Here is a 22,553-nt window from a genome sequence, read left to right as displayed (position 1 = left end):
AGTTGCGTTGTCGGGATCCATAGTAGCGCGACAACCGGCATTCACGACGGCTCGTTTTAGTTGCTCTGCTGGTAGATCTCAGCCCTTGAAACGCTGCGCATCTCAACTTGCGAGTGGAATTCGCTTTACCTGCCCTTTGCCGAACAGCGATGACGTCGAGTTTCACAAAAAACGTTCTTACCCCGGAACGGCCGTTACCCGACCACGTTCTCTAGGCAGGATGGCTTTGCGCTCGTTGCATCCCATACCAACCTCACACCAATCAGAAATCGAGGAGCAAGAATAATGGCAAATCCACGCCAGGAGGATAAGTCTACTCAGGCCGCCGAAGACGCAATTCGCCGCACCACCGAGAAGGCTGCGGAGGAAACGAGGCGCGTCGGAGAGACTGCGGCTCAGGCCGGCGAAGAGATAGCTCGGGTCGGCGCCAAGCTGTTCCAGCAGAACACGGAAACACTGCAGAACACTTGGCGCTTCGGTCTGGACATGGCGACGACGATGGTAGGTCGCTCTACCGAGCAGCTTGGCCGAACGCTGGGCCTGTCGGGAAACGACGCGCAACGGACGGCTGAACAGTCCGCTCGCAATGCGGAGAATATTCTCTACTCGACCACGGCCGCTTCCAAGGGAATGAGCATGATGTCGCAGGAGTACTTCGAGCTCGCTCGACACCAGATCGAGAAGAACATCGACCGCATGAACGAGCTGTGGCGTTGCCGTACTCCTCACGAGGTAGCGGTGGTCCAGAGTGAGGTCGTGCGTGAAACCGTGGAGAGCATGCTCGAGAGCAGCCGCCGGATGGCAGACCTGTCGATCAAGCTGGCCGACGACACCGCCAAGCACGTGACGCAGAATATCGAACGGATGCAGCGCGCCGCCTAGCGCGTCAGCTGCCCACGCACAAGCACGACCAAGAGGAGCGGCTGACTTCGGTCCGGCCGCTCCTTTTGTCGCCGGTGGTCTAAACGTCTGACGATTGAACTTGCTGCGGACCATTGGCTCTAGCGAGGCTCTCGGACCTATCCACCCTGTGCGGTGACGCTTTTCTCCCGCACCTTCACAAGCTCGGCGCCGGTTCTAGCGGCAGCGCCTGCAGGCCGCCGAAGCGACGTTCGCGTCGATGGAAACAGGTCAGCGCATCCGCGAGATCGGAGGCGTCGAATTCGGGCCACATGCGCTCGGTGAAGTGCAGCTCGGCATAGGCGCCTTCCCACAACAAAAAATCCGACAGCCGCCTTTCGCCGCTGGTGCGAATGATGAGATCGACGTCGCGCAGGCCTGGCTCGCCGGTGACAAGCTGGGAAAAGGCTTCACGGGTAAGCGAGGTCAGAGCCGCGGCCTTTGCGGCCGCATTGAGGATGGCGTCGCGCGCCGAGTAGTCGACGGCAATGCGCAGGTGCAGCACCTCGCCGGCCGCCGTCTCCTGTTCCGCCCGCGCGATCGCGGCGGCGATGCCCGCGGGCAGGCGATCACGGCGACCGATCACGGTCAGCCGGACACCGTTGCGCACCAGGCTTGCGACTTCATTGGCGAGATAGAACCGCAACAATCCCATCAGGGCGGCGACTTCCGCCTTGGGTCGGCGCCAATTGTCGGTGGAGAACGCGTAGAGCGTCAGCGTGCCGACGCCGTGCCTGGGCGCGGCCTCCACTACCCGGCGGATGGCTTCGACGCCGGCCTCATGGCCGCGCTTGCGCGACAGTCCGCGTCGTGTCGCCCAGCGCCCATTGCCGTCCATGATGATGCCGACATGCAGCTTGTCGTTAAGTTGGGAAGCAACGTCACTTTGCATTGCAAAGTCTCCGGTTAAAAAAGGGAGATCAGGTCGGCAGCATGCCGAGACGGCCGAGCGCCGTGTGCTCCCGGCCCGCGGCTTTCGCGGCGTCGCGCACCAGGCGCTCCAGCACGGCGAGATAATCGAGAAAGCGACGGCGGCCGGCCTTGGTGAGGTGACAAGTCGTATGGGGCCGGTTGCCCTCATGACCCTTGATCACCTCGACGAGGCCGGCTTCCTGCAGCACCTGGAGGTGGCGGCTGAGATTGCCGTCGGTCAGGCCGCAAAGCTGCTTGAGGTCGGCAAACGCCAGCCCCTTGGGATGCGTCATGAGCGAGGTCAGCAACCCGAGCCGCGCCTTCTCGTGAATGACGCGGTCGAGGCCCTCGTAGGCGAACGGTGCGCTATCCGACTTCGGCATCCTTGTCTCCGGAAGCAAAATAGAGAATGCCCGCCATCACCGACTGACCGATCACGAACGGCAGCCCCATCGTCCAGGGTGAGAGCGTGTGGCTCTGGCTCGCCAGCAGCACCACGGCAAAGCCCGACACGAAGTACCAGGCGCCGGCCAGCGCGACGGTTCGCGGCAGTGAATGGACCGAGGCGAAGATGCCCAGCGACGTCAGCACCTGCCACAGCCCCGGCAGCAACCACAGCTCTTCCGGCGCGAACTTCCACAGCAGCGCGGCCAGCACCACGCCGGCCGCGCCGGCCGGCAGGAACTGCTCGATCGCCTGGTGAATCATCGCATCGGCAAGACCGGAATGATGGCGGCGCGAGCGCGCCCGCATCTCGATCCAGATCATGATCACGGACAGCGCCGCCGCCGCGGCCCAGCCGAGGAAGAACGGCAGCGGGTTGGCGGTCGGATTGTCGAGCCAGAAGGATTGCAGGACCGCCGTGATCAGGGCAATGGCGCCGGTCATCGCCATCGTCGCCGGTCCATAACCGCGGAACGCAGTACCCGCAGCAATCTGGCTGCGAATGGCCACGATATCGGCCAACGCCTTGTCGAGGTCGCGCATCTGCACGTGAACCGGCTCCGCCCCAGTTAACTTTGCGATACAAAGCATATCGTGTGGCAAAGTAAAGGCAAGCCTGTGCATTCTCGCAGCAGTTTTGCCCGAGTTTTCGTTCGGCTCCCGCCCTCCTTCAATGAAGAGGGCGCAGGAAGACCGGGTGCCCGCTGCACCCGCGGTCCCGTGTGCAAATTGCGTAAAGAAGCTGCACACGAGCATACAGGTACAGCCGACGACACCCGGCGTTCCCTCGGCGTTCCCTGCGCGGTCGCCGGCCGCGGCCCGCATCAAGCGGTTGGTCAGAGGGGCCACAGGTGGAAGTGAAGGCAGGCCAGGACGCTCTTGAGCGAACATCCGGCGCCTTACAGATCAGGTTCATCGCAGTACCGATCGGCACAAGCATCGCGCGCCTGTCGCGGCAGCTGGTGTACCGAATCACCGAAGCGCAGCACTAGAGCTCAAGCAATTCCGCGATGAGTGCCTTGGCGGCAACGAGGTCAGAGGTTTCGAAACCTTCCGCGAACCATCCGTAAATTGGGGCCAGAAGAGCCCGCGCTTCGGCACCCCTCCCTTCATCGCGCCAAAGCCGAGCCAGACTGGTGGCCGCACGCAACTCCAACGACTTTGCGCTTTGACCACGCGCAACGTTCAGTGCATTCTGCAGATAAGCCTCGACCTCGCGCGGTGGAGCACCACAAAGCCGGCGCAGTTGGCCTTCGATGCATGCAAGTTCTGACAGCCACATTTGTTCATCGTTACGCGCGGCGAGTTCTTTTGCTTCCGTGAGCGCAGCGAGGCCCTTTTCGCCATCACCAAGCTGCAAATACGTCGACGCCAGCATGCACAAGTATCGCACCTGGTACCAGCTGGCACCGAGCCGATCCCGCGCGTTCAGACTTTGCCGCATCAGTGTCAGGCCATTCTCCGCGTCACCCTCCTGGACCGTGGCCCAGCCCCTCAGGATGAGGCCGCTCAGGCGCCAGTAATTCAAGCTGTGTTGATCGGCGAGATCGACAACGGCATCCGCGTGCGCATGGGTCGCCGCCACATCCCCCATCAGCTCCGCAGTTCCCGCTCCGCCATAGATCGCGACATGGGCGGTGAGGTTTGTCTGATTCAGCTCGGCAGCATACTCAAACGCGGCGCGGCTCGCCTTGTTGGCCTGCTCGGGGTAGCCGAGTATCCAAAGCACAATCGCCAAGTAGGGTAGGGCAGAAGCCTTCGGGTCATGAACATAGTGCACAGGGGGCGGCCGATGTACGCCCGGGTCGTAACGAGCCAATATCAGCTCGAACTTGGAGTGCGCCGTAAGGAAGTCGCCGGCGTGCATAGCCGTGAGCGCTGCCAAACGATGGGCACCCAGTTCAAGGGCCATGTCATTGGTGCTCTCGGCGGCGCGTTGCGCCTCGGCAAGCAAACTCTGCATGGCGCCGTAGTCGCCTCTTACGAAATGGAAAATGAACTTGCCGCTGAGAGTGGCGAACAAGGCATCCGTGTCATCTAGCTCTCTGCAGAGAGCGTGAGCCCTAGTGAACGCATTGCCGAGCTGGGGAGCTGTGTATCCGTGAATGGCTATCAGCGGGCCTCCAATTGCCGTTTGGAGCGCGAGTTCCTGGCGATCCCGCTCAGGCCCTTCAGGACAGGCTTTGAGTGCTTCCAGTCCGTTTGTGAGATGAGTGATTGCTTCAAGATTGGCGGAGCGCCCAGCGGCATTTCTGCCGGCCTGCAGCCAGTAGCCGACCGCTTTGGCTGCCAGCCCGGCCTCGGTGAGATGCAAAGCTATCGTCTCTGGCTCCATCTCCGCACGAGCCGGATAACGTTCTTGGAGAGCTGCGGCGATACGAGTGTGGATCTGTTGTCGCTTGCTCTTTAGGAGGCTTTCGTGCGCGATATCCTGCACCAGGGCATGTTTGAAGCTGTAGCCAAGATCCGGGGGTACTCCGCGTCGGAAGATGAGTTCCGCCTCCAGGAGTTCATTGAGAGCATGCTGGAGGGCATCTTCACCGAGCGGCGTTACGGCTCTCAAGAGATTGTGTGCAAACTCACGCCCAATGCAGGCTGCGATCTGGGCGACCTCCTTGACTGGCGCGAGCCGGTCAAGACGGGCCATTAGCGAATCCTGGAGCGTCGTCGGGATCGCCAGCGGGGGTAAGGGACCGATCAGCTCATAGCAGCTTCCCCGTTCCTTTAGCAGCCCCGATTCAAGGACGGTCTTGGTAAGCTCTTCGACGAACAACGGAACGCCGTCCGTCTTGGCCAAGATCTGCTCGAGCACCTCCTGTGGAAGCAGCTTGCCGCCGGTGATCCGATCGATTACGGCAGCGCCTTGCCTGCGCCCCAGCCGGCTCAAAAAGAGCGCTGATACGTGCCCATGCCCGGTCCAGCGCGGAACGAATTCCGATCGGAAGGTAACAATCATCAGGATCGGGAGCCGCTGCACCTCGTCAACAACGCGGTCAAGGAATTCGAGCGAGGTTGGATCGGCCCAGTGGACGTCCTCGTAGATGGCAAGAACCGGCTGCTTTACCGCTAAACCTCGTATCTGCTCCAACAGAGCCTGAAACGTTCGTTCCTTCTTTTGGTGGGGACTGAGCTCCATTGGCGGGTAGCGCCCGCCTGCCGGGATGGCCAACAGATCCGCGAGAACCGGGGCGCTCTCGTGCACGGTGTCTGTCGCAAGAGCAAGCATCGCCTCAAGCTTGTCGAGCTGCTCTTCGGGAGGGTCTTCCCTCCGTATACCCGCCGCCCGTTCAAGGAGCCCAATGACAGGGTATAACGCGCTGTTCTTATGGAAAGGCGAACAGAAATGGCTCAGCGGTATGTGTGACTCGCCCGCAAGTAAGTCGCGGAGGGCACGCACGAGGCGCGATTTGCCGATGCCTGGTTCGCCGCCAAGCAAGACGATTTGCCCCTCTCGCTCTTTTGCTTGCTCCCACCGGTTCAAGAGAAGTGCCAGTTCCTGGTCTCGCCCGACCAGCGCCGTGGTCGACACTCCGTGCTGTGCGTCGAATCGACTCTCGGCGGCGCCTTCGCCGATGACGAGCCATGCTCGTACCGGGTCAGGGAACCCCTTTAGAGGCACCGCGCCCAGGTCCTGATATATGAAGGCTGCTCCAAGGAGGCGGCGCGTTGACTCCGCGATCACCACGCCGCCAGGTTCGGCGAGTGCTTGCAGTCGGGCAGCCAGGTTCGGGGTCTCTCCGACAACGGACCGCTCGCGAGCTTCTCCCGCGCCAGTCAGTTCGCCGACGACGACCAGGCCGGTTGCCATGCCAACACGAGCGGCAAGTGCTGAACCACTCGGCTCGGTAAGAGCGGCAACCGCCTTGCTTATCCGAAGCCCTGCGCGAACTGCGCGCTCCGCCTCATCTTCATGTGCCCGCGGCCAGCCGAAGTACGCCAGAACGCCGTCGCCCAGGAACTTGGCGACGTGGCCCTCAAACCGGGTGATCTCGCTCGCTACTGTGCTATGGTAGGCCTGCATCAAGTCACGCAGCTCCTCGAGATCACGTCCCGAGGCGAGCTGAGTCGAACCGACCAGATCGACGAACATGACCGTGAGCTGCCGCCGGTCTGCCTCCGATGGCAGGAGCAGGCCGGGCTGTTCAGCCGAGGCGCGAGCCACAGGTGCCGGACTGACCGAGGAAGCGAGCGCGTGGATTGCCTTCAGCACCGTCTTGCGCGGGCCGAGTGGCAAGCCGAGTTCCCGCAGATCGGCTTCGGTCAACTCTGGCAGGACCTCGGGCGTGACTTCCGCGTCTTGAAAGGCCTGTGAGTAGCGCTCCAGCCCAAGACCATGAAGCCATTCCGCAATATTCACGCAACGCCTCCTCGATCGGGTCAGCGAGGCGTACGGTCGGCTTAGTTGAAGGTGTGCAACCTCAGCTTCAGCGAGCCGTCCGCCTGACGCTCAAACACGTGCGTGGCGATGCCGCCGAAGGCTTGGCGGGACCCATCCGCCCCCTTGCCGCGAGCGCTCCATTTGGCCGTGCTGTAGGCGACCTTCTCGTCACCACCCGCATCTATGATCGTCAGGGCGTGATCAGTGAATCCGCTCGAAAAAAGCCCAGCAAAGAACTTCTCGATCTCAGCCGGACCAGATATGACTTCGTGGGTCGGCGGCAGCACTTTGGCATTGGAGACGTACGCTGCGGCAACAGCCTTTGTGTCAGCTTTGTTGAACGCCAAATCCCACTCGGCATAACTCGCGGCAATTTCGGCTGTGACGTCGGGGGCTAGGTTCGTCATAGGCCATCCCTCAGGTTAGCCTGGGTAACGGCCGCATCATACTACTGCTGACCTGTGCGGGAAATCAGGAACTCGCGGGAACAAACCGGATCATTAACTTTGCGCGTAAAGCCGATCGCGCAAGCTTCCGGCAGAAGAAGACGGGACGACCGGTCGAACGGTCCGCGCGCCAAGCCATCGACGACCATCTGAGGGCGACCAGCAAGAAGCCGGCGAATATCTGTTCACCGGCTGGCGTAGGCCAATTGCAGCCACCTCCTTAGACACAAGAGTGCCATTTCTGTGTCATATGTGCAGCCCGAATGGTGCCATGCTGAGCCGAGCAATCCCCTTGGGAACGTGGGAGCGGCGAACAACGGCCGTTCCTTTGACAACCATGCTCGCGCCTCATTCGCAATGACGGCTGAGCAGGACCGGGAGAGCATCTGCATGGTCATTGCGGCGCGATGCGAAGCATCGAGCCCGGAATGACGTCGAGGTTGCGGGGAAATTCCATGCCGTCATTGCACGCGACGACAATGAGGGAGCGTCAGTGCTCGAGACGCATCGAGCTTTCCCCGCTGCGATCAATGGTGGCCCGGTTCCAGACACAGGCACGTCAAGCGGCTCGTCGGAGAGGGCAAGGAGCTCACCTTCTCATGCCTTCGGTGCGCTGACATTTCGCAGGTCTTCTTCCCTGGTTTGGGCTAGGCTGGATAATCCGATGCTCTCTTGAAGAACTGAGCCAGGAGGCGCCATGAACGTTGCGGCATGGCTGCACGGTCTGGGGCTAGGGCAATACGAGCAATCGTTCCGCGAGAACGACATTGACGCCGAGCTCCTCACCCAACTCACGTCCGACGATCTGATTGCGATCGGCGTCACCTCGCTCGGCCACCGCCGCAAGCTGCTTGCCGCGATCACGGCCTTGCACGATGGAGCAGCGCCGGGGTCCATTTCTGTCCCTGGCGCAGCCTCCATATCTCGGACGATTTCGTCGCTGCCGGAGGCCGAGCGGCGGCAAGTGACGGTGTTGTTTGCCGACCTCGCCGGCTACACAAAGCTCGCCGACGAACTCGACTCTGAGGAAATTCACGCCCTCCTCGAAAGGTTCTTCAACCTCGCCGACGCCAGCGTCGTTGATCACGGCGGGAGCGTGGACAAGCACATCGGCGATTGCGTGATGGCGGTTTTCGGGGCCCCACTGGCCTATGGGAATGATCCCGAGCGATGCGTCCGGGCTGCCCTCGACATTGGGCGGCGTATGCCCATGCTCGCAGCCGAGCTTGGGCGCCCAATTGGCGTTCACATCGGCATTGCCAGTGGCGAAGTTGTGGCAAGCGGCACCGGCAGCGCGCGCCACCTTGAGTACACGGTCACGGGGGAGTCAGTGAATCTTGCCTCGCGCTTGACGGATCAGGCGCACACGGGAGAGATCCTCATTTCGGATTCAGTCCACCGTGCACTCGCCGAACGGATCGACTGCTCCGAAGTCGGCGACCTCCCCATCCAGGGGCTTGCGAAGCCGGTCAGGGCATGGCGACTGCGTGGCTTTCGCGAACCGGCCCGCTCGGGTGGTCGAGCCTTCGTTGGACGGCTCGGCGAACTGCGTCAGCTCGAAGCGGCCTTAGCGCGGTGTCGAAACACGAGGCGCGGCACTGTTATATACATCAGGGGTGAGGCCGGGATAGGCAAGACCCGCCTGCTCGAGCAGTTCCAGGCGAAGGCAGAGGAAGAAGATTTCACCTGCCACAGTGGACTAGTGCTCGACTTTGGAATGGGCTCCGGTCAGGACGCGATTCGCTCACTCGTCCGCAGCCTGCTCGGGCTGTCGGCCGAAAGCAGCCGGGGAGAGATCGAGGCAGCGGCCGAGATGGCCATCGCGGATGGCCTGCTTGCCAACGAGCGACGGGTGTACCTGAACGACCTCTTGAACGTGCCGCAACCGACCGAACTGCGCACGCTCTACGATGCGATGGACAACGCGGCCCGTGACCGTGGCAAGGGAGCGACCATCGCCGAGCTTGTGACGCGCGCGAGCAGCCGTCGCCCTCGCCTGCTGGCAATTGAGGACCTGCACTGGGCTGACCGAACAACTCTCGATCATCTAGCGAACCTTGCCGAGACAGTCCCTGGATGTCCGGCGCTGCTGGTGATGACCTCGCGGATTGAGCGCGATCCGCTCAACGAGGACTGGCGTCCCGCGACTGCCAGCCAGCCCACTCTGACGATCGACCTCGGCCCGCTCCAGCCGAGCGAAGCCAACCGGCTCGCTGCAGCGTATCTTGAGGCACTGGGTGAGCTTGCCCAGCGCTGCATAGAACGGGCCGCCGGCAATCCACTGTTTCTGGAGCAACTGTTGCGGCACGCCGAAGAGAGCGCCAATGGTGGTGTCCCAGGGTCAATTCGGAGCTTGGTACAGGCGCGCCTGGATCGGCTCGCGTTCCCGGACAAGCGGGCGGTGCAAGCCGCCTCGGTCCTCGGTCAGCGCTTTACCGCGGAAGCAGTGGAGGCTCTTCTCGATCAACCCCGGTCGAATTGCAACAACTTGGTGCGGCATCTGCTGGTGCGCCCGCACGGCGATCACTTCCTCTTCGCCCACGCGCTGATCCAGGAAGGCATTTACGATACGCTCCTCAGGAGCCGGCGCCGCGACTTGCACCGGCGAGCGGCAGATTGGTTCAGGAACCGCGACCTGACGTTGTGCGCACAGCATCTCGACCGGGCCGAGGATCAAAGCGCCCCACGAGCCTACCTGGAGGCAGCACGCGCGGAAGCGGCTGAATATCGGACCGAACGGGCACTACGTCTTGTCGAGCGCGGGCTTGCCTTGGCCGAGAGCCGAAGCGACGTGAGTGCTCTGTTCCTCCTCCGCGGTGAGATCCTGCATGACCTCGGTTCAATATCGGAATCGATAGCTGCTTTCGAGCAGGCACTGGCTGTTGCCGATTTCGACATCGAGCGGTGTCGCGCCCGGATCGGGCTCGCCGCCGGGCTTCGCGTGACGGATCGTTTCGACGAGGCCTTTGCGATGCTGGACAAGGCTGCGGCCGCGGCGGGTGTAGATGACCTCGCGTCGCGCGCGCGCATCCACCACCTGCGCGGCAATCTCTGTTTCCCGCTTGGAAGGCTCGTCGAGTGTCTGCAGGAGCATGAGCGGGCACTAAACTGCGCCCGAACAGCCAATTGGCCAGAGATGGAGGCGCGTGCGCTTGGCGGCTTGGGCGATGCCGAATACGCACGCGGCCGGATGGCCAGCGCGTATCGACACTTCAGCCGATGCGCGGAGCTGTCGCGAGCATCCGGTGCCGGCCGCATCGAAGTCGCCAACCTCAGCATGGTCGCGCATACCCAGGTGTATCTCAATGATTTTTCGGGCGCGCTCGCGACGACCCAGGCTGCGGTCGAGTTGGCGGCGCGGGTCGGGCACCACCGGGCGGAAATCATCGCCCATAACGCGGCGTGCAACGTATTTCGCACGAGCGGCGAGTTTAGACGTGCGAAGCTGCATGCCGAGCGGGCGCTGACCCTGGCTCGGCGGCTTGGCGCCAAGAGGTTCGAGGCGGTGAGCCTAAACGATCTGGCCATGGTCGCTCGTGCAGAGGCGAGCAGCGCAGCGGCAATGGACCTGCTGTACCGCGCCTTGGCGATCAGCCGCCAGACCGGGTCGAGCTTCGTGGGCCCGTGGATTCTCGGCCACCTTGCGCTCACGACTGAGAACCCGATTGAACGTGTTGCAGCCCTCATGGAAGGTGAGGAGATCCTTCGCAAAGGCGCGGTGAGCCACAATCACCTATGGTTCTTCAGGTACGCGATCGATGCATCGCTAAGCTCTCGGGATTGGGACGGCGCGGAGCGCTTCAGCGCTGCACTCGAGGAATACACGCAACCAGAACGGTTGCCCTGGGCCGACTTTTTCGTCCGATATGGACGCGCCGCTGGTGCACATGGTCGGTGCCCTGGACAGGAGACGGCATGCGAACTTGGCAATCTGCTGGACGAGGCGGAGCGGCTCAGCATCGGTTCACCGCTTGGGCCTTTGACGACCGCGCCAACCTTCCGGCAGGGCCGTCGGGCGGATTAGCCAAAAAATGTTTTCCGCTCTCCGGCGGATCACAAGCTAGAGTGTTCACTCGGACATCCGAGCAGCCGCCCTACCCGCCGCGACCAACTCAAGATTGCGTCTGGGGAGGCATGTTGGATTGCTTCGCACCGCTCGCAATGACGGGCCTAACGACTTGCAAGACCGTAGGGCGGATTAGCCGAAGGCGTAATCCGCTACTCGTTCGCGACAAGGCGGCGGGTTACGCTTCGCTAACCCGCCCTACGCACTGACGGACACTAACCCAACGTTCACGCCGATAGCGCAATCTGTTGCTCTAAAGCCGTTGACCATCGTTATTGAATTCAGAGGCGTGGGCAGGCGCATGAGGGTCGCGAAGAAGCTGGCATTGATAGCCGCGGGTTATGGTCTCTCCGTCGGCGGCGGTATCGTCGCTGTCGCCGTCAATGAGCTGCTCATCCCGGACGACATCAAGCAGAGTTCGGGCGGTATGATTGCGTTCGGCGACATGATCCTGTTCGTGCTGGTCATGGGGGTCTTGAGCCTGGCTCCGACCTGGTTCCTGCTGAAGCTGTGCGTCGAGAAGGCCCCGCGCACGCTGCTCGCCGCCGAACTCCTGATCGCCGCGATTGGACCGGCAAGCTGGCTTGCGGTCAGGGGCATGGCGGCCGGTGCCGGCCCACCCAACCTGCCTCAGGCCTTCAGTGGAGTGCTCGGCCTTGTCATCGCCTTCGTCGCGATCCCACGCATGGTCTTTGGGCCGGTCCTGCTGATGATAGAGGGAGCGACCTTCTTCCTGGCCCGCGAGCGCCTGACACGCACGCTCGTGGCTGCGGCGATGCTGATGGACCTGATCCCGCTAAGCATGTTCGCGCTGCAGTTGGCGGCCGCGACCCATCGATAGACGCCCGCGACCATCCTCCAATCGTGGCCCGGCAACAATTGCAGAAGCATCAGCCAAAGCGTTTGAAAAGCAAAGGACCGTAGGACGGATTAACCGAAGGCGTAATCCGCCACCCGCTCGCGACAAGGCGGCGCGGGTTACGCTTCGCTAACCCGCCCTACGCGCTATTTCTTCCTTCCTGGCGTGAAGCTCGGCTGCCAGGTCGCGGCCTTTTGGCTGGGTGCCGCGGCGATGACCTTGACCTTGTCTTTCTTGGGCTTCTTGGCTTCGCGGTTGCGTCGTTGCTGGCTCTTGGCCATGGCAGACTCTTCCTGTTTTTCAAGATGATTGAATTCGTCTGACAACAGGACCTGCCCGCGCGGAGTGCAGATCCTCACGTCGATGTAGCCTTCTTGCACGAGCTGTCTGGCCTTCTTCAGCGCGGCTGACACCGTGATGCGGCCGAGATTTTCGCGAGCCCCTTCATGGTTGCCACTGACCAGGTATTTCAATTTAGGCATGGAGGACGGCCACCACGACCGCCAGCAGCAGCGGGACGATGACGGGCGATACGATCCACTCGGCCACGCAAAATCGCCGCAAGGGAATGTTCCTGCGCTTTGCGGCGGGAGCGCGCGCGGCCCTCAGTCACCGGGCGATGCCGTGGGAAATGCGGTGATGGCTCGAGCCTACGCCAATGTTCCAGCAATAGCGAGCGCCAAGATGCTTCGCGCCGGCCGTGGCAACAACGCGCAGGAAGGGAGAAGGAACCGCCCCCTCCATTCGCGGCGCGGCAAGAAAGCGGTGGCTATTGGGGCGGAGGGAGCGCATGCTGCTCTTGGGCGCAGCGCCGGCGCCGGCCCTTTCCCGAAAGGCAGGCGCGTATGACCATCCGTTCCCGACGTGAAGTCGTCACCTTCGAACATCCGTTCCGGATCAGGGGCATCGATCGCCTGTTGCCCGCCGGCGCCTACGAGGTCGTCACCGATGAGGAGACGATCGAGGGCCTTTCGTTCGCGGCGTTCCGCCGCGTCGCCACCATGATCAAGGTGCCTGCGGAAGGCTCGCGCGGGTTGGCGATGGAGGTGGTCTCGATCGGCTCGGTCGATTTGTCGGACGCGCAGCGCATCGACGCGCGCATATCCGATGGCTGACGAACCGCTCGACCTCGACAGCCATCGCGGCATGGCGGCGCAGAGAGCGACCGACATCCGCCGCGCGCTGGCGGAAGTCGAGACCCATGCGCGGGAGTTGCGCGAACGGCGGACCGAGATCGAAGATCACCTGCTGGCGTTTCCCGCCGCGTCGTGGCCGGATGCGGCCGCCAAGGCGAGCTACGTCCTGAAGCTGTATGTCGCAGGACTGGCGCCGGAAGACACAAGGCATCGCGACCTCATCGCGGCCATCCTTGAGGACTTTGCCCGGCTCACTGAGCAGGGCTGAGGTAAACGACGGCTGCGATCGCGGCGCCGCGTCTAAGGAGTAGGACATGACGCTCACGCACGGACGCTTCATCAGTTACGAATACGACAGGATGGTGGTCCTGTTCTCGATGCTCGACGGCAACAAGGAGATTCCTTGCGCGGTCTCGACCTCCGCCATGGATGAAATGGAAGGTGCGGTGCGAGCGAAAGCGAGCCAGCGCGAGGCCCAGTTCATGCGGTTGCGCGAGCGCATCGAAGCCTGCGCCAACGGCAAGTATCATGCGACCGAGTTCGAGGGCACGCCGCCCGGAATCGTCCTGCGCAGCATCGATTTCGGAAAGCTGCGATAGAACCGCGCGGCTCGCCGCGGCACATTGGAAGTGCTGCCGTCGGGGTTAGCGACCGCTCTATGTGCTCGGCAGCCGCAAACGAACGCCCGCTGGCAGATCCGCTGGAGGCGGTTCATCTCGCTCGCGACACCGCGGCGGGTTACGCTTCGCTGACCGCCCTACGCGCTACGCCAGAGTGGGGACAGAGGCAGCACCCACTTCGACGCCAATCGAAGCAGGAGGCCAACATAATCGCGGTTTCCAAGTCTAGCCAATCCCCTGGATGATGATCCCTGTCCCATCGCAGCGTTCGCAAGCGCTCTGCTTGCCTGTCTCCTGGTCGACCTGCTTCCCGGTTCCCGCGCACTCAGGACAGATGTCATCGCTGGTACCTGGCGTTCCGGGCTCTGGATCATCATCGGGTGTATGATGCTTTCTCGGGTCCTTTGATTGCATGGTGCGCATCCTGTCTTGTTTACTGCTGAACTGCCGTCAGAAATGGATGCCCACCCAGCAAGATGAATAGTGCGGGGGGCAAGCGGTCGCTGCCGCGGCGGCAATTTTGCAAGCAAGATCACGCCACACGCGACGAGTGAGCCGTCCGCGTTTGATCTCAACTGACCACGCTCCTAACGTCGTCCAATCGTTGAGGGTGCAGCGAGCTGTAGCGATTCGTCAGCGTCTGCCGGCGCGATTAACCGGACCACCGCGATTCATTGGCGTTCCAGGCCGGACCGCTTCTCTCGCCGCAGCTCGCGCGACCGGCCGCGGTCGCAACACCACGCCGGGCCTCACAACACAACCGGCGGGATATTCCACGTATTGGCAGTACACAACGGCGCTGGCCTCCTTGGTGCTTGCGACTATGAACCCGGCCATCAGCAGAGCAGCTGCGAACGCGATTGAGAGCTTCATTTGGGCCTCCTCCGCAACACTCTTCAGCCAATCTCAAGAGCCGATCTGGTGTTGAGTCAGATCAATTGGTCAATTCGGTGCCAGATAGTGGAACTCTTGGTATTGTTTGAGTCTCGCGTACGTCCGCAATGGTCAGAGTCTGCCGAACCGCTCCAATGTCCGGAATCGGACCGGAACCGGCTGCCGCGGAGCACGCTTTATGAGTTTTCACCCTAATCATGGCAGCATGACGCTCGCCGGCGGGGATTCATACCGGAGGCGCAGGCGCACCCAGTCCATCGGATAGGGCAGGCCCTCTTCATGACGGCCGAGCGGCGTCAGGTCGAGATAGGGATAGGTGGCGAGACCGCGTGCGTAGCACGACGGTATGGCACGCGTTGCCGGCCTCGTCGCGATAACCACACTGGCGCCTGGTGCTTCCTCGACATGGAAGCCGGCAGGCAGCGGGCCAGGTAGCCGCATTTCCTTAGACAACTTGCAGTTGCCATGCGATGCACCCCCCTAATAAGATGCGCGCCGTCATGGCCTTGCGGGGGCAGCGATGCGAAGACTTTGGGTAATTGCGTGTGTGTTGCAAGCTTCTCTCATCGGAGCGGCCCAGGCAGCGGGGCCCTTCGGCTCCATCCGCATCGGCAACTGGATCGGCGGCGCCTTCAGCAACGACCAGACCGGGGCTTTCTCCCATTGCGCGGCTACCGCCCCATTCACCAGCGGTATCAGCCTCGTGGTTGGCCAGAATGCCGAAGGCTCCTGGTTGCTGAGCTTTGCCAGTCCCGCGTTCCATTTCAACAAGGGCGATAGCGCGCCGATCGATGTGATCTTTGATGGGCAGTCGGAAGCGAGGCTGTTTGCCACCGCCCATGCATCGAACATGGTCACGGCCATCATGCCTCCCAACGTCGCGCGCACCTTCCAGAAGGCGAGCCTGATGGTGGCGACGACCGGCGGCGCTCCCCTTCAGTTCAACCTGACCTCGACGGGACCTGTGCTTGCAGCGATCGCGAATTGCGTCGCCAAGGTCAAAGCTGACGGACTGGAGAAGGCGGGCGACTTTGCCAGGGTCGCCGCCAAACCGGCACCTGCTACGGGAGACAAACCTGCAACGCCGCCTTCGGGCAAATCCTCCAAGTCCGGCAGCTGGAGCGGCACGGGCTTCGTCGTCAGCGCCAACGGGCACATTGTTACAAACCATCACGTCATTGACGGATGCAGCGGCGACATCCGCGGCAATCTCACCGGCGAGGCGGCGATGGTGCTGCGCGTCGTCTCAAGCGACGAGACCAACGATCTGGCGTTGCTGCAAGCGCCGGCCGCGACATCCTTCAAGGACTTCGCCAGGATCCGCGATCGCCCGATCAGGTCCGGAGATTCCGTCGTCGCAATCGGCTTTCCCTTCCACGGACTGTTGACCTCCGATTTCACCGTCACCACGGGAATTGTAAGCTCGCTCAGCGGCATCCTGAACGACACGCGTTTCCTGCAGATCAGCGCCGCCATTCAGCCCGGCAACAGCGGCGGTCCGTTGTTCGATACCAACGGCCAGATTGTCGGTGTGGTGGCGGCAAAGCTGGATCCGATCAGGATGGCCCGGGCCACGGGCAAGCTCCCGGAGAATATCAACTTCGCGATCAAGACCGGCGCGCTGCGCGACTTCCTGGACAACAGCGTGGTCCCCTACCAGACCGCAGAGCCGAAAGGCGAGCTCAAGACGACCGATATTGCCGGGGCTGCAAGAGCCTACACGCTGTTGATCTCCTGCACCGGCACCGAGCAGGCCACCGCGAAACGATAGGACCGTAGGGCGGATTAGCCGAAGGCGTAATCCGCCACTCGCTTGCGACAAGGCGGCGGGTTACGCTTCCCTACCCCGCCCTACGCATTGCTCGCCGCGACCAAATCGTCTTCAACTGCAACAGCTTGCTGACGGGGACGCGGATTCATACCGATCGCGCAGGCGCACCCAGTCCATCGGATAGGGCAGGCCCTCTTCGTGACGGCCGAGCGGCGTCAGGTCGAGATAGTGATAGGCGGCGTTCATCATGTCGAGACCGCGCGCGTAGCACGAATAGGTGTGGAACACGTTGCCCGCCTCGTCGCGATAGAACACGCTGATGCCGGGCGCCTCCTCGATGTGGAAGGCCGACGTGCCGAAGTTGTAGATGTTGGCGCCCGACTTGACCTGGTCCGGCGTGAACGAAACCGCGAAGTCGTAATTGAAGTCGCTGCCAGCCGAGCTCAGCCAGTCGAAAGTCCAGCCCATCCGCTTCTTGAAGGCCAGCAGCTTTTCAAGCGGCGCGCGCGAGATCGCAACCAGCGTGGTATCCCGCGCGGCCAGGTGCGGCACCATGCGCTCGAATCCGTCGGCCCAGAACGAGCAGCTCTTGCAAGCCTCGTCCCAATCGGGATCGAACATGAAATGCTGCACCACGAGCTGCGGGCGACCCTTGAACAGATCGGCCAGCGTTTGCTGTCCGTTCGGTCCATCGAACGTATAGGTCTTGTCCACCTTGACCCAGGGCAGCGACCGGCGCTCCTCGTTCAATCGCTCACGGGCATGGGTGAACTCCTTCTCATGCGCTAGGTGAGACTTGCGTGCTTTGAGCCATTCCTCGCGCGAGACGATCTTGTGCGGCTGCATGGAATCCTCCTGTGTGGGGTTCAGGCGACGACGTTTTCCAGCTTGTCGAAAAATTCGGTCCATCCGCGCTTGTGGTTGTCGCGCGCGACCGCGTCGAAGAACTGTTCGTGATTGAAGATGAGCAGCGTGCCGCCGCCCTCACGCTTGAGCGATATCGTCACCTGCGACTCGCGCTCGGGCGTCGAATGCCAGGCCCAGCTGAAAACCAGCCGCTCGCTCGGCACGACTTCGCGATAGATGCCGCCGACCTCGAAATATTCACCGGCGTCATCCTCGAAGCTGATGCGATAGCGCCCGCCGACACGGACATCGAGATCGGCGCGCAGCGAACCGGGCTTGACGCTTGCCGGCCCGAACCACGCGATCAGCTTTTCCGGCTCGGTCCACGCGGCGTAGACTTTCTCCGGCCGCGCGCGGAGACGGCGCGTGAGGGTGAGGCCTGGACGGGCGGCGAGAGAGGGGTCGGCTTTGACGGGGTTGATGGCCATGGGTCTTCCTCCACAAGGGCAGCAAGGCGATCGAGGCTTTCGGACCAGAAGCGCGTGTAGTGATTGAGCCAGTTCATCGCCTGTTCCATCGGCCTGGCGGTGAGCCGGCAGGATACCGTGCGGCCGGTCTTCTCTCGCGCGATCAGGCCTGCATCCGACAACACGTCGAGATGCTTCATGATCGCGGGCAGCGACATCGGAAACGGCTGCGCCAGTTCGCTCACCGAGAGGCTCTCGTTCCCCTCAAGCCGCGCCAGGAGGGCGCGCCGTGTCGGATCGGAAAGTGCCGCAAAGGTGCGATCCAGCGTTTCGTCGTTATACTTAACCATATGGTTTAGTATAAACGCGAGCCGAGCCACGTCAATCCGGTTCCTTCAACCTCGAGATCACGAGCTCGTGGGTTGGATTGGCCGACGCCGCCGGCGCCGTGACAAGGTCAGGATTACACATGACAAAGCCCCGTCTCGCGGCGGGGCTTGTCGTCGTGTCCTGCACCGGAAGCTAGTACGGATGAACGTGCCTATAGCGCCGCGAAGGTGCCGGCTGGGGCTGACCGTAGGCAAGGCGCGGATTGACGCCACAGTAAAGGTACCGTCCGGAAACGCTTGCCATGCATTGCTGATAGGTGGCGTAGGCGCATTCGCCGGGATAGCCGTAGCTCGGCCCCTGCGCGCACCACGGATAATCATAGGCTGCTGCCGGTGTGGCCCCGGCGATACCAGCGAAAATCGCCGCACCAACCATCGTCATCATCATTGTCGAATTACGCATCAGTCTCTCCTCTGCGGGAGAGTAGAGCATCCGCGCGTCGCGTACAACGACAGCCGTGTCACAACGGCGCTACTCTACCTTCAAGCCCGCGAACTCGACGACCTTCTTCCACTTCTCGGTTTCCGCCTTGATCATCTCGCCGAACGCTTCCGGCGACTGGATGAGAGGCGCACCGCCGAGCTCGACCAGGCGCTTCCTGATTTCAGGCTCGGCCAGAATCGCATTGACCTCCTGGTTGAGCTTCATGACGATTTCCCTGGGCGTGCTCTTGGGCGCACCTACTCCGAACAGCGCGCTGGCCTCATACCCGGGTACGGCCTCGGCGACCGTCTGCACGTCCGGCAACAACGGCGATCGCTCGGTGCTCGTTACACCCAGCGCACGCAACGAACCCGAGCGGATGTGCTGGATCACCGACGGCATGTTGTCGAAGATCACCTGGACCTGACCGCCGATAAGGTCCGTGAGCGCGGGCGCGGAACCTCGATAGGGCACATGCTGCATCTTGATGCCCGCCATCGCCATGAACATTTCACCGGAAAGATGCACCGACGTGCCGTTGCCGGAGGAGGCCAGGTTCACCTTGCCGGGATTGGCCTTCACATAGGCGATGAACTCGGCAACGTTTTTGGCCGGCACGTCCTTGTTGACAGTCATGACATTCGGCACGCGGTTAAACGCCGCGACCGGCGCGATGTCGCGGATGAAATTGAACTTCAGGTTGGCGTAGAGCGAAGCGTTGATGTAGTTCGCCGGATTGACGAGGAGGATCGTATAGCCATCCGGCGCGGCATTGGCGACGGACTCGGTGGCGATGTTGTTGCCGGCGCCCGGCTTGTTCTCGATCACGAATTGCTGGCCAAGCTTCTCCGAAAGCCGCTGGCCGATCAGCCGCGCCAGGATATCGGTCGCCCCGCCGGGCGGATAGCCGACGACCCACTTCACCGGCCGGGTCGGATACTCGAGCGCGGCGGCAGGAGAGAGGGGGACGACGCAAAGAAGGCTTGTGACCATGAGGCCGATCGTGGCGCGACGTGAGATCATTCCGTTTTCTCCCTGTTGTTGGTTATTATTGCAACGAAGAGCCTAACAAACCCGGTCCAGCGCCACCAGTGTGCCCCATACATCGCGAAAGGATAAACGCATGCCGGTCAAGGTCCACGCCCTCGATCATCTTGTCATCAACGTCTCCGACGTGGCGCGTTCGGTCGAATGGTATCGCACCATCCTCGGCATGGAAGTCAAAGTGTTCGAGCCGGGCGGCGGCAAGGCGTCGCGCGTCTCACTCGTATTCGGCCACCAGAAGATCAACGTGCGGCCGCGCGATGCCGACAAGGTGGAATGGTTCACCGCCGACCATCAGACGGCCGGCAGCGAGGACCTGTGCTTCCTCACATCGAGCACGCCGGAGGAAGTGATCGCGCATCTCAGGGCGAACGGCGTTGCCATCGAGGAAGGCCCGGTGGCGAAGCAAGGCGCCCGCGGCACGCTGCGCTCGGTCTATTGCCGTGATCCCGACGCCAGCCTGATCGAGATTTCATCCTGCGAGGACGGCATGGACTGATCGCGTCTCCAGGCTGCCGTGCTCGATCGCGGAGGCATTCTGGATTGCATCGCTTCGCTCGCAAAGAGGGGTCATAACCCTCGGCTGCTTGACAGGGTCGGCATTGCGAGGAGCGCAAGCGACGACGCAATCCAGGCTGTCGCCATCCGCTCGCTTAGCGCGCTCACTTGACCTGAAGCGACTGTCCGCCTTTTTCCATCCGCGCAGCGATCGCCTCGTGGCTCCAGCCGGTCAGGTTTTCGAGGTTCTTCGCCCGCTCGGCAAAGCGCGCCGGAAGAGCTTTGATGTAGGCAGTCGCCGCCTCGCAGATCCCCGTCCCGCGCCAGGGATGACGCAGCACGTAGCGTCCCTGGAAATTGTTGCGGTCGGAGGTTTCGAGGAAGACGATATCCTCGGGGAAGGACACGGCATCATAGCGGACGTGCAGTCGCGTGACGTAGGCGTTAGACCCGCCCGGGCGCGAGGAGCGGAATGCCTTATCGTCATCGCTGCCGATCCAGCGCGCGCCCACTTCCACTAGTTCCTTGTTGCTCAGGGGATCGGCTGCGCAGGGGTCGCACCAGCCCATGTCCCAGGCATACTCGATGAAAACGGCGCGCATGTTCTCGCGCGCCACTGCGCGTTCGAACACGGCCTTGTAGAACGGACCGAACTCGTTCGCGACGTAAAGCGGCACATCGACGTCCGAGGGGATTTTCACGGTCTTGTAGTTCGTGCTCTCGATGCGCCCCTTCTTCGTCAGTGCGTAGATGATGAGATCCTGGGGCCCCCTGGCATTGACGGTGCCGAGCCGCAGCGGCACCATGAACTTTGCGCTCTGGTAGCGGACCTGCAATGGCCGCAGGTAGCCGTTGCCGATGTCCTTCATCCGATCGACATTCACCTTGGCGACGAAAAAGCGCATGCCCTGCTTGATGTAGCTGCCGAGTACGGACTCCGCGCCCTCGGGGATCTTGTACTTGTTGTCCACGAGCCAGTTGACAAGGCCGTCGCTTTCCCTGGCCGAAAGGATCAGCACGTCGTACTCGGCGACGTCATAACTCGCCTCGATGGTGACGCCGTAGTCGCGCTTCTGCAAGGTGCTGGTAACGTGCTGCATGCCGCCGGACGGGGGCCCCGCCATCATAGGGAGCGGCGGGGTGCACGGATCGGGGTCGTGGTATTCGACCAGGCGTGGCGCCGTGTAGCGATCGAGGTGATCGATGGTCTTGGGATCGACCACACCGATCTGCTTGCGCTCGATGAAGGTCGGAACGGGGACGACGACGGCAAATTCCTTGACGTCGCCTTCGAAGTCGCTCGCCATCGTGATCGCGGTCTGGTCGCCATCCCGCGCCAGCACGACCTTCGAGGTGTTGTTGAACAATTTCGCATCCGCCTGGGCCACGTAGAAGCCGCAGAAGGCGTGCGCCGGAGCGGTGGCAAGCTGGGAAACTATCGCCATGGCAGCCACACCGGACTTCAGAACACGCAAGGCGGAAGAGGTCATTTTGGGGCTCCTTGAGGGGCGGGATCATTCCAGGTGAACTGGGGTGCCGGGATCATGCGGTCGAGCAGGATCATCGCGGGCGACAGCGCGATCAGCGCAAAATAGAGCGCCGGTCGCATCTGCATGAAGAACGCGAGATAGTGCGCCAGCAGCGCGACCGCGATTGCGAACAGCAGGCGGCCGCACATGGAATCCGGCGTCGTTCGCGGGTCGGAGATCATGAAGAAGGTGAAGATGAGAAGCGAGCCGCTCTGCAACTGGTGCAGCGGAATTGCCATGGGATCGCCGAGCCACCAGGCGCGCACCAGCAGCAGCGCGGCATGGCTGACGAAGAAGAAGATCGCGATGTCGGCGCGGCGCGCCGCACCAAGCACCACGATGGCGAGCAATGCAGTCAGGGCGGCGAACCAGATTTCGGTGCCCCACTGGCCCGGAGATACCCAGACGTGGCTGGAGGCGAGCAGCAGGACCACGATGGCAAAGCCGGAAGGATTGAACACGTGCTTGCCCCGGTGGCGGATCAGGAATTTCGAACCGATGGCAATCACGCCGGCCGCGGCGTGCAGCCAGACCACGTCGGCGCGCAGCAGCAACCCCAGTGACATGCCGGTGAGGAAGGGCGAGCGCAGGTCGAGTTGCTGCAATCCAGCCAAGCTCGCGCAGACGATCTGGGTGAGAAGTGAAGCGCCAATGGCTGCCAGGGTCGGAGCAGGCCGGGCCCCGAAATCAATCATCCAGAAATTGACCGCAAGCAGCGAGATCAAGGCGACCATTTGCAGGTGGCGCGGGTCCGGCACGGGTCGTCGTCTCGGCGGCATTTGCTGCCCGATTGCTGCTTCGCCGCTCATCGCCGACCCTTCTCCACGGCGGGAAAAGTTACGTCGAATTGCGGCACGGCTGCGATCGTTCTGTACGGCATGATGCTTGGTCGCTCGCCGGAAGGTCTCCGGTTCACGCGCGATTTGATCG

At 62.4% G+C, this 22,553-nt stretch carries 23 protein-coding genes; 8 read left to right on the top strand and 15 right to left on the bottom strand.

All coding sequences use genetic code 11. The features are described from left to right. The first annotated feature begins 285 nt into the window (after positions 1-285). Positions 286-882, top strand: a complete 597-nt coding sequence (locus tag HY852_RS01425; RefSeq protein WP_291601977.1) for a phasin family protein — start codon at positions 286-288, stop codon at positions 880-882. Positions 883-1,057: 175 nt separating this feature from the next. Here HY852_RS01425 and HY852_RS01420 read toward each other — a convergent pair whose 3' ends face one another. From HY852_RS01420 to HY852_RS01400, 5 genes are all read right to left on the bottom strand, one after another. Next, complete coding sequence (locus HY852_RS01420; protein ID WP_291601975.1) at positions 1,058-1,792, bottom strand: di-trans,poly-cis-decaprenylcistransferase; 735 nt, start codon at positions 1,790-1,792, stop codon at positions 1,058-1,060. 28 nt (positions 1,793-1,820) lie between these two features. Next, entirely contained in the window at positions 1,821-2,195 is a 375-nt protein-coding gene (locus tag HY852_RS01415) for a transcriptional regulator (protein ID WP_291601973.1), read from the bottom strand. Next, positions 2,179-2,799, bottom strand: a complete 621-nt coding sequence (locus HY852_RS01410) for a hypothetical protein (protein WP_291602117.1) — start codon at positions 2,797-2,799, stop codon at positions 2,179-2,181. Before HY852_RS01410 ends, HY852_RS01415 begins: the two co-directional genes overlap by 17 nt. Positions 2,800-3,244: 445 nt before the next feature. Continuing rightward, the gene (locus HY852_RS01405) at positions 3,245-6,613 is read right to left on the bottom strand and encodes an adenylate/guanylate cyclase domain-containing protein (RefSeq protein WP_291601971.1); all 3,369 of its coding nucleotides are present in this window, start codon (positions 6,611-6,613) and stop codon (positions 3,245-3,247) included. 41 nt (positions 6,614-6,654) lie between these two features. Beyond that, positions 6,655-7,041 (bottom strand): nuclear transport factor 2 family protein, encoded by a 387-nt coding sequence (locus HY852_RS01400; RefSeq protein ID WP_291601968.1) that lies wholly within the window; start codon positions 7,039-7,041, stop codon positions 6,655-6,657. A gap of 736 nt (positions 7,042-7,777) precedes the next feature. Here HY852_RS01400 and HY852_RS01395 point away from each other — a divergent pair. Both HY852_RS01395 and HY852_RS01390 read left to right on the top strand, forming a co-directional pair. Beyond that, on the top strand, positions 7,778-11,104 hold the full coding sequence (locus tag HY852_RS01395; protein WP_291601966.1) for an adenylate/guanylate cyclase domain-containing protein: 3,327 nt from the start codon (positions 7,778-7,780) through the stop codon (positions 11,102-11,104). 343 nt (positions 11,105-11,447) lie between these two features. Further along, complete coding sequence (locus HY852_RS01390) at positions 11,448-11,987, top strand: hypothetical protein (protein ID WP_291601964.1); 540 nt, start codon at positions 11,448-11,450, stop codon at positions 11,985-11,987. Between the two features lie 164 nt (positions 11,988-12,151). On the opposite strand, the gene HY852_RS01385 is transcribed toward HY852_RS01390, so the two are convergent. Further along, positions 12,152-12,487: a hypothetical protein gene (locus HY852_RS01385; protein WP_291601962.1), complete on the bottom strand. Its 336-nt coding sequence runs from the start codon at positions 12,485-12,487 to the stop codon at positions 12,152-12,154. A 363-nt stretch (positions 12,488-12,850) separates the two neighbouring features. On the opposite strand from HY852_RS01385, the gene HY852_RS01380 reads away from it, so the two are divergent. From HY852_RS01380 to HY852_RS01370, 3 genes are read left to right on the top strand one after another with little or no spacing between them, the layout of a single operon-like run. Next, positions 12,851-13,120 carry a hypothetical protein gene (locus tag HY852_RS01380; protein WP_291601961.1) on the top strand — a complete coding sequence of 90 codons (270 nt, stop codon included), beginning with the start codon at positions 12,851-12,853 and terminating at the stop codon, positions 13,118-13,120. After that, positions 13,113-13,409 (top strand): hypothetical protein, encoded by a 297-nt coding sequence (locus tag HY852_RS01375; RefSeq protein ID WP_291601959.1) that lies wholly within the window; start codon positions 13,113-13,115, stop codon positions 13,407-13,409. Before HY852_RS01380 ends, HY852_RS01375 begins: the two co-directional genes overlap by 8 nt. Before the next feature lie 46 nt (positions 13,410-13,455). After that, on the top strand, positions 13,456-13,740 hold the full coding sequence (locus tag HY852_RS01370; RefSeq protein ID WP_291601956.1) for a DUF1488 domain-containing protein: 285 nt from the start codon (positions 13,456-13,458) through the stop codon (positions 13,738-13,740). Between the two features lie 654 nt (positions 13,741-14,394). Here the strand turns inward: HY852_RS01370 and HY852_RS01365 are convergent. Continuing rightward, positions 14,395-14,598 carry a hypothetical protein gene (locus HY852_RS01365; RefSeq protein ID WP_291602116.1) on the bottom strand — a complete coding sequence of 68 codons (204 nt, stop codon included), beginning with the start codon at positions 14,596-14,598 and terminating at the stop codon, positions 14,395-14,397. Between the two features lie 252 nt (positions 14,599-14,850). Beyond that, positions 14,851-15,108: a DUF899 family protein gene (locus HY852_RS01360; protein ID WP_291601955.1), complete on the bottom strand. Its 258-nt coding sequence runs from the start codon at positions 15,106-15,108 to the stop codon at positions 14,851-14,853. A gap of 67 nt (positions 15,109-15,175) precedes the next feature. Here HY852_RS01360 and HY852_RS01355 point away from each other — a divergent pair, with 67 nt between their 5' ends. Then, a complete protein-coding gene (locus tag HY852_RS01355) occupies positions 15,176-16,426 on the top strand; it encodes a trypsin-like peptidase domain-containing protein (protein ID WP_291601953.1) in 1,251 nt (416 codons plus the stop codon). 111 nt (positions 16,427-16,537) lie between these two features. On the opposite strand, the gene HY852_RS01350 is transcribed toward HY852_RS01355, so the two are convergent. From HY852_RS01350 to HY852_RS01330, 5 genes are all read right to left on the bottom strand, one after another. After that, on the bottom strand, positions 16,538-17,272 hold the full coding sequence (locus tag HY852_RS01350) for a DUF899 domain-containing protein (protein WP_291601951.1): 735 nt from the start codon (positions 17,270-17,272) through the stop codon (positions 16,538-16,540). Between the two features lie 20 nt (positions 17,273-17,292). Continuing rightward, a complete protein-coding gene (locus HY852_RS01345) occupies positions 17,293-17,754 on the bottom strand; it encodes an SRPBCC domain-containing protein (protein WP_291602114.1) in 462 nt (153 codons plus the stop codon). Continuing rightward, positions 17,637-18,089, bottom strand: coding sequence for a helix-turn-helix transcriptional regulator (locus tag HY852_RS01340; protein WP_291601949.1), 453 nt, complete (start codon positions 18,087-18,089; stop codon positions 17,637-17,639). Before HY852_RS01340 ends, HY852_RS01345 begins: the two co-directional genes overlap by 118 nt. Positions 18,090-18,261: 172 nt before the next feature. Then, positions 18,262-18,531: a DUF3551 domain-containing protein gene (locus tag HY852_RS01335; RefSeq protein ID WP_291601947.1), complete on the bottom strand. Its 270-nt coding sequence runs from the start codon at positions 18,529-18,531 to the stop codon at positions 18,262-18,264. Between the two features lie 69 nt (positions 18,532-18,600). After that, a complete protein-coding gene (locus HY852_RS01330; protein ID WP_291601945.1) occupies positions 18,601-19,575 on the bottom strand; it encodes a tripartite tricarboxylate transporter substrate binding protein in 975 nt (324 codons plus the stop codon). A gap of 100 nt (positions 19,576-19,675) precedes the next feature. Here HY852_RS01330 and HY852_RS01325 point away from each other — a divergent pair, with 100 nt between their 5' ends. Next, entirely contained in the window at positions 19,676-20,095 is a 420-nt protein-coding gene (locus HY852_RS01325; RefSeq protein WP_291601943.1) for a VOC family protein, read from the top strand. Positions 20,096-20,258: 163 nt separating this feature from the next. Here HY852_RS01325 and HY852_RS01320 read toward each other — a convergent pair whose 3' ends face one another. Both HY852_RS01320 and HY852_RS01315 read right to left on the bottom strand, forming a co-directional pair. Next, entirely contained in the window at positions 20,259-21,584 is a 1,326-nt protein-coding gene (locus HY852_RS01320) for a DUF2330 domain-containing protein (protein ID WP_291601941.1), read from the bottom strand. Further along, complete coding sequence (locus HY852_RS01315) at positions 21,581-22,432, bottom strand: RnfABCDGE type electron transport complex subunit D (RefSeq protein WP_291601939.1); 852 nt, start codon at positions 22,430-22,432, stop codon at positions 21,581-21,583. The genes HY852_RS01320 and HY852_RS01315 overlap by 4 nt, the downstream gene beginning before the upstream one ends. Positions 22,433-22,553 lie beyond the last annotated feature (121 nt).

The sequence above is a fragment of the Bradyrhizobium sp. genome (assembly GCF_016213215.1).
GTDB lineage: Bacteria > Pseudomonadota > Alphaproteobacteria > Rhizobiales > Xanthobacteraceae > Bradyrhizobium.
The sequence above is the reverse complement of the archived record's forward strand: the minus strand, read 5'-3'. Positions and strand labels throughout refer to the sequence as shown.